Annotated in this window: 5 protein-coding genes; 3 read left to right on the top strand and 2 right to left on the bottom strand. The window is 72.2% G+C overall.

Annotated elements, in window-relative coordinates; all coding sequences use genetic code 11:
* Positions 1-194: 194 nt before the first annotated feature.
* Positions 195-1091 (bottom strand): endonuclease/exonuclease/phosphatase family protein, encoded by an 897-nt coding sequence (locus AB0E78_RS33200; RefSeq protein WP_361840496.1) that lies wholly within the window; start codon positions 1089-1091, stop codon positions 195-197.
* Positions 1092-1321: 230 nt separating this feature from the next.
* On the opposite strand from AB0E78_RS33200, the gene AB0E78_RS33195 reads away from it, so the two are divergent.
* Entirely contained in the window at positions 1322-2614 is a 1293-nt protein-coding gene (locus AB0E78_RS33195) for an aldolase/citrate lyase family protein (RefSeq protein WP_361840494.1), read from the top strand.
* Between the two features lie 75 nt (positions 2615-2689).
* Positions 2690-4393, top strand: a complete 1704-nt coding sequence (locus AB0E78_RS33190) for a serine/threonine-protein kinase (protein WP_361840491.1) — start codon at positions 2690-2692, stop codon at positions 4391-4393.
* Between the two features lie 27 nt (positions 4394-4420).
* Here AB0E78_RS33190 and AB0E78_RS33185 read toward each other — a convergent pair whose 3' ends face one another.
* On the bottom strand, positions 4421-5407 hold the full coding sequence (locus AB0E78_RS33185) for a LacI family DNA-binding transcriptional regulator (RefSeq protein WP_361840541.1): 987 nt from the start codon (positions 5405-5407) through the stop codon (positions 4421-4423).
* A 232-nt stretch (positions 5408-5639) separates the two neighbouring features.
* On the opposite strand from AB0E78_RS33185, the gene AB0E78_RS33180 reads away from it, so the two are divergent.
* Entirely contained in the window at positions 5640-6605 is a 966-nt protein-coding gene (locus AB0E78_RS33180; RefSeq protein ID WP_361840489.1) for an ROK family protein, read from the top strand.
* The last annotated feature ends 81 nt before the right edge of the window (positions 6606-6686 follow it).

Here is a 6686-nt window from a genome sequence, read left to right as displayed (position 1 = left end):
CCGATCTTCGACCTGGTCGACTACGGCGTGGTCGGCGACCTCTTCGACGTCGTCCCCGCCCTGACCGAAGAGGTCAACACCCGCAAGGGCTGACCCCCCGGCAGGACATGTGGCACCTGTACGAGGCCTTCGTCACCGCACGCATGCGGCGGCGAAGGCCTCGCCGCGTCACAGGGTCAGTTCACGGTGCCGGTTCACAGGGTCAGTGAGGCCTGCACCGGCAGATGGTCGCTCGGGAACTGGCCGCCCTGCGAGAAGGTGTTGATGGCCGCCGAGTGGACCCGCACACCGGGCGTCGCCAGGATCCAGTCGATCCGGTCGCCGTCCGGCACCAGCGGCTTGTAGCCGTGGAAGGTGGCGTACGCCTTGCTGCGCTCGTCCGCCGCGTCCCACGTGTCGACGAGCCCGGCGCCCAGCATCGTGTCGTAGACCGCGTTCTTGTGCGCCGCGACATTGAAGTCACCCGTGACCAAAAGCGGCACGGACCGGTCGAGGGCGGCGATCCGTTCGGAGATCAGGCTCGCGGCACGCGTGCGTGCGTACTGGCTCGCGTTGTCGAGGTGGGTGTTGAGGACGTACAGCTCGCCGTCCGTGCGCAGGTCGTGGAAGCGGACCCAGGTGACCATGCGGATGGAACCGCCGCCCCAGGTGTTCGACCCGATGACGTCCGGGGTGTCGGAGAGCCAGAAGTGGTCGTACTCGATCGGCGCGAGCCTGCGGGTGTCGTAGAAGACGGTCATGAACTCGTCCCGGCTGCCGCCCGCACGGCCGGTGCCGATCCAGTCGTAGTGCGGGCCCAGGTCCTCGGCGATGTCCTGTACCTGCTGGTAGAGGCCTTCCTGGGTGCCGATGACGTGAGGGCGCGCGCGGCGCAGCAGTTCCCGGGTCACCGGGCGGCGGTCGGCCCAGGTGTTGGGCGGCGTGGTGCCCGCGTAGCGGAGGTTGAACGACATGACCTCCAGGCGGCGCCCCGCGCGTTCCACCGCATGGACGGGGGAGGCGGCGAGCGCGGTGGTGAACAAGGGCAGGGCCACCGCGGCGAGCACGGTCTGCAGGCCGAAGCGGCGCGTTACTCGGATGTCATTCGGCACGCGGTCTCCTTCAGGGGGTGACGGTCAGGATGAGGTGCGGGCGCGCGAGTGCGGAAGCAGGATCTGAGACATGGGTGAACGGACGAGGTCCGGCAGACGAGAGGGTGTTGACCAGCGGGAAGGTCGCCGGATAACTTCGCCATGCGGATTGTTGATTCCGTGAAGCGGAAGTTCTGAATAATCCTGAGTGGTCCTGAGTGTGTGGTCCCGAGCGTGTGGAGGGTGCAGGAATGGGTCAGCAAGAGAAGGTGGCAACGAGTCTCGCGGGCGCGGTCAGCGAGGGCATCAGCGCTTCCCTCGCCCCGGTGGACGCGGAGCTCGAGCGCCGCTACCCCGGCGACCCGGGCACCCGCCAGCCGGTCCACACCGTGTACGTACCCGGTGAGCTCTTCGGCGCCGACACCATCCGTACCTGGGGCGACCAGGCACTGAAGGCCCTCGACGAGCACGCCCCGGACGCCGCCTCCTTCGCGGCCGTCCTCGGCCTCGCCGACGAGCTGGCCGCGCCGGTCTACGACCGCGTGCGCGCCAAGCTGGAGCGCGAGCCGATCGAGGACCTGCGCATCGACTTCGAGGACGGCTACAAGGGCGCGGACGAGGACCAGGACGCCGCCCGCGCGGCCCGCCTGATCTCCGAGGCCTACAAGAACGGCACCGCGGCTCCGTACATGGGCATCCGCATGAAGTGCTTCGAGGAGAACGTGCGCGACCGCGCCATCCGCACCCTCGACATCTTCCTGTCCGGCCTCATGGAGGCGGGCGGCCTGCCCGACGGCCTCGTCCTGACGCTGCCCAAGGTCACGTATCCCGAGCAGGTCACCGCGATGGTGCGCCTCCTGGAGGAGTTCGAGAAGGTGCGCGGCCTGGAGCCGGGCCGGATCGGCTTCGAGATCCAGATCGAGACCAGCCAGTCCATCCTGGCCACCGACGGCACCGCCACCGTGGCCCGCATGATCGGCGCCGCCGAGGGCCGCGCCACCGGTCTGCACTACGGCACCTTCGACTACAGCGCCTGCCTCGGCGTCAGCGCCGCCTACCAGACCAGCGACCACCCGGCCGCCGACCACGCCAAGGCGATCATGCAGGTCGCCGCGGCCGGCACCGGCGTCCGCGTCTCGGACGGCTCCACCAACGTCCTGCCCATCGGCACCACCGAGAAGGTCCACGACGCCTGGCGCCTGCACTACGGCCTCACCCGCCGCGCCCTGGCCCGTGCCTACTACCAGGGCTGGGACATGCACCCCGGCCACATCCCCACCCGCTACGCCGCCGTGTTCGCGTTCTACCGCGAGGGCTTCGAGCAGGCCGCCGCGCGCCTGTCCGCGTACGCCGCCCACCGCGAGGGCGGCGACGTGGCGGATGAGCCGGCATCGGCCAAGGCGCTCGCCGGGTACCTGCTGCGCGGCCTGGACTGCGGCGCCCTCGACGTCGGCGAGGTCACCCGGCTCACCGGCCTGACGTTGGCCCGCCTGCAGAGCTTCTCGGGCCCGCGCCGCGGCGACCTCACGCCGCACGGCAAGTAACTCCCGGCACGCGCTGTCACCCCTGCCCCGTAGTCTGTGAGCCACGAAACGTGGTGTCACAGGAACGGGGCAGCGGTGACTTCGGGGGATCAGGAACAGACGGGCGGTGTCGGCAGGCTCCTTGCCGGGCGCTACCGCGTGACCGCGCAGCTCGGACGCGGCGGCATGGGCGTCGTGTGGCGCGCCGTGGACGAGGTGCTCGGCCGCGAGGTCGCCGTCAAGGAACTGCGGACGTACACGGACGCGGCCGGGCCCGAGCTGGCCGACCTGCGGGTGCGGATGCAGCGCGAGGCCCGCGCGGCCGCCCGGGTGCGCCACCCCGGGGTCGTCGCGGTGCACGACGTGGCGGAGGTCGACGGTCGGCCCCTGATCGTCATGGAGCTGGTGGACGGCCCCTCCCTGGACGACGTACTGCGCGATCGCGGCACCCTCGACCCCCGCGAAGCTGCGGCCGTCGGCGCCAAGGTCATGGAGGCGCTCGCCGCCGCCCACCGCGCCGGAGTCCTGCACCGCGACGTCAAGCCCGGCAACATCCTCCTGGAGACCGGAGGCCGTGTCGTCCTGACCGACTTCGGCATCGCCACGATGGACGACCCGGGGGACGGCTCGGCCACGCACCTCACGCGCAGCGGCGAACTCGTCGGCTCCCTGGACTACTTGGCGCCCGAGCGCGCCCAGGGCCAGGACCCCGGCCCCGCGTCCGACGTATGGGCCCTGGGCGCCACGCTGTACGCGGCGGTCGAAGGCGCGTCGCCGTTCCGCCGTACGTCGACGTGGTCCACGCTCACCGCGATCGTCACCGACCCGCTGCCCGAGCCGCGGCGGGCGGGACCCCTGATCCCCGTGCTGCAACGGCTCATGCACAAGGACCCGCTGGCCCGGCCGGACGCGGAGCAGGCGGCGCTGATCCTCGCCGACGCGGCGGGCGGCGCGGTCACCGCCGCTCTGCGCGAGCCCGAGCCACGGCCGAGGGAACCCACGGAGCGGAGCATCCCGAGCGGACCTCCGCCGGGCTTCGGTCCGCCGCTCGCAGCGGTGTCCCCGCAGGTGGCACCGGTCGCCGGACCCACGGCCACGCCGCCCTCTGAGCCCCGCCCGCGTCGCGGCAGGGCGCTGCTCGCGGCGGGGGCTGTGGTCGTCGTCCTGGCGGCGACCGGGGTCACCGTGGCCCTCCTCAACGGCCAGGAGGACGGCGGCAGCCAGGCTCAGGGCTCCGCGTCCGGGAACACGGCCGAGCCTGCGGCCGGCGCCAGCCGCGGCGCGCTCGACGGCGCGAACGCGCCCAAGCCCTCGAAGCAGGGCGACGAGAAGACCCGGAAGCCGGACGCGAAGCCCTCCGCGGGCGGGGACGACGCCAAGTCCTCCAAGGCCCCCAGGGAACCCAAGGCCCCCAAGCCCAAGGACGACCCGTCGACCAAGCCCACCGGCGGCGGCAGCCCAGGCGGCGGTTCCGACGGCTCCGGCGGCACGACGGGTGGCGGCGATCCGGCCCCCGAAGCGGCCTGCCACCCCGCGGGTGGGGGCAAGTACGACTGCTCGGTCTGGCGTTCGTCGACGTCGTACACCGCCTCGGGCGCCGAGGCGGGCGTACTGAACGCGGGCACGAACTACTTCTACTGCCAGCAGAACCTGGGCCGTCGCGAGACGCATGGCGAGTGGACGAACGTCTGGTGGGCGAAGACGGATGACGACAGCGGCAACACGGGCGTCTTCATCAGCGACGTCTACATCAAGGGCGGCGACAACGACAAGCCGCTGCCCGGCCTCCCGGTCTGCTGACCGCGCCCGCACCGCAGCCCGCGGCCGTCAGCCCGCGGGCGGCAGTTCGCCCGACCCGCGCTGGATGAGCCGCGTCGGGAGTTCGATGCGTTCCGGAGCGTCGGACGCGCCGTCCAGCTGACGGAACAGGCGCTCCGCGGCGGTCCTGCCCAGCTGCGCGGCGTCCTGGGCGACGACGGTCACGCCCGGTTGCAGCAGGTCCGCGAGCTCGATGTCGTCGAAGCCGACGAGGGCCACGGGCCGGGTGTGCCCGGCGAGGACGCGGACGACCGTCACCGTCACGCGGTTGTTGCCCGCGAAGATCGCCGTGACGGGCTCGGAGCCGCTCAGCATCGTCCGGGTGGCCTGCTCGACGCGGTCCGGGGCGGTGGGGCCGAGGGACATCCACGCGTCCTCGACGTCGATGCCCGCGTCGTCCATGGCGGCGCGGTATCCGCGCAGCCGCTCTATGGCGGTGTGGATGCGCGGCTGGTCGCCGATGAAGCCGATGCGGCGGTGGCCGTGGGCGATGAGATGGGCGACGCCGTCCCGCGCGCCGCCGAAGCTGTCGGAGAGCACGACATCGGCGTCGATCTTCCCGGCGGGCCGGTCGACGAAGACGGTCGCGACTCCGGCGGCGATCTCCGGATCCAGATAGCGGTGGTCGTCACCGGCCGGAATGATGACGAGTCCGTCGACCCGGCGCGCGCACAGCGCGAGCACCAACTCCTGCTCGCGGTCCGGGTCTTCGGCGCTCGAACCGTTGATGAGGAGGGCGCCGTGGGCGCGCGCCACTTCCTCCACGGCGCGGCTGAGCGGCCCGTAGAAGGGGTCGGCCAGGTCTTCGAGGACGAGGCCGATGCTGGCCGTGCGCCCCTTGCGCAGGACGCGCGCGCTGTCGTTGCGCCGGAAGCCGAGGGCGTCGATGGCCTCCTGCACGCGGCGTTCGGTGTCCGGGGTGACGCCCGGCTCGCCGTTCACGACACGGGAGACCGTCTTGAGGCCGACTCCGGCGCGGGCGGCGACGTCCTTCATGGTCGGACGGTTGCCGTAGCGGGGTTCGGGTCGCTCGGGTCGGCTGGCGGTCTCGGCCACGGTGCGCTGTCCTGTCGTCGACGAAGGTGAGCTGAAAGTGGTGCGTAAGTGATGTGGCGTCGAGCATAGAACCTGGACAACGTTGTCAGATGCAAGAGAGACTGTCCATCACATTCTCCGGCCTGCCCTTTCACCAGGGGAGCCTGCCCCTTCACCAGGAGATCTGAGACTGATGCACACCGACCTCGTCGCCGCTCTCGACATCGGCGGCACCAAGATCGCCGGCGCCCTGGTGGACGGGCACGGCCGGATCCTGCTGCGCGCCCAGCGGCCCACGCCCGCGCGCGAGGACGGCGACACCGTGATGCGGGCGGTCGAAGCGGTCATAGGTGAGCTCACGCGCTCCCCGCTGTGGGGCAGGGCGCACGCCGTCGGCATCGGCAGCGCGGGCCCGGTGGACGCGTCGGCGGGGACGGTCAGCCCCGTCAACGTCCCCGGGTGGCGCGGCTACCCGCTGGTCGAGCGGGTGCGCGCGGCCACTGGTGGCCTGCCGGTCGAGCTGGTCGGGGACGGCGTCGCGATGACGGCGGCCGAGCACTGGCAGGGCGCGGCGCGCGGGCACGACAACGCGCTGTGCATGGTGGTGTCCACGGGCGTCGGCGGCGGACTGATCCTCGGGGGCAAGCTGCACCCCGGCCCCACCGGGAACGCGGGGCACATCGGGCACATCAGCGTCGATCTGGACGGTGACGCCTGCCCGTGCGGGGCGCGCGGGTGCGTGGAGCGCATCGCGAGCGGTCCGAACATCGCGCGACGCGCCCTTGAGGGCGGATGGCGTCCGGGGCCCGACGGTGACACGTCCGCCGCCGCGGTGGCCCTCGCCGCGCGGGCCGGGGACCCGGTGGCCGTCGCCTCCTTCGAACGCGCGGCCCAGGCGCTCGCCGCGGGCATCGCCGCCACGGCGACCCTCGTCGAGATCGACATCGCCGTGATCGGGGGCGGGGTGGCGAAGGCGGGGAACGTGCTCTTCGACCCGCTGCGCAGGGCCCTGCGGGACTACGCCACGCTCTCGTTCGTACGTCATCTGACCGTGGGTCCGGCCTTGATGGGGACGGATGCCGGGTTGGTAGGAGCTGCGGCCGCCGCGCTCAGCCAGGAGGACAGGTCCGTGGACTTGCGTCCCGTTGTGGGGAGTTGACGGCTGCGGGGCCCCGGGGGGGCTATTCCTGACTGCGGTCCGGGCTGAAGTGCTTCAGCCCGGACCGCAGTTACTGGTCCA

Origin of the sequence: Streptomyces sp. NPDC032198 (genome assembly GCF_040636975.1) — a bacterium.
Taxonomy (GTDB): Bacteria; Actinomycetota; Actinomycetes; order Streptomycetales; family Streptomycetaceae; genus Streptomyces.
The sequence above is the reverse complement of the archived record's forward strand: the minus strand, read 5'-3'. Positions and strand labels throughout refer to the sequence as shown.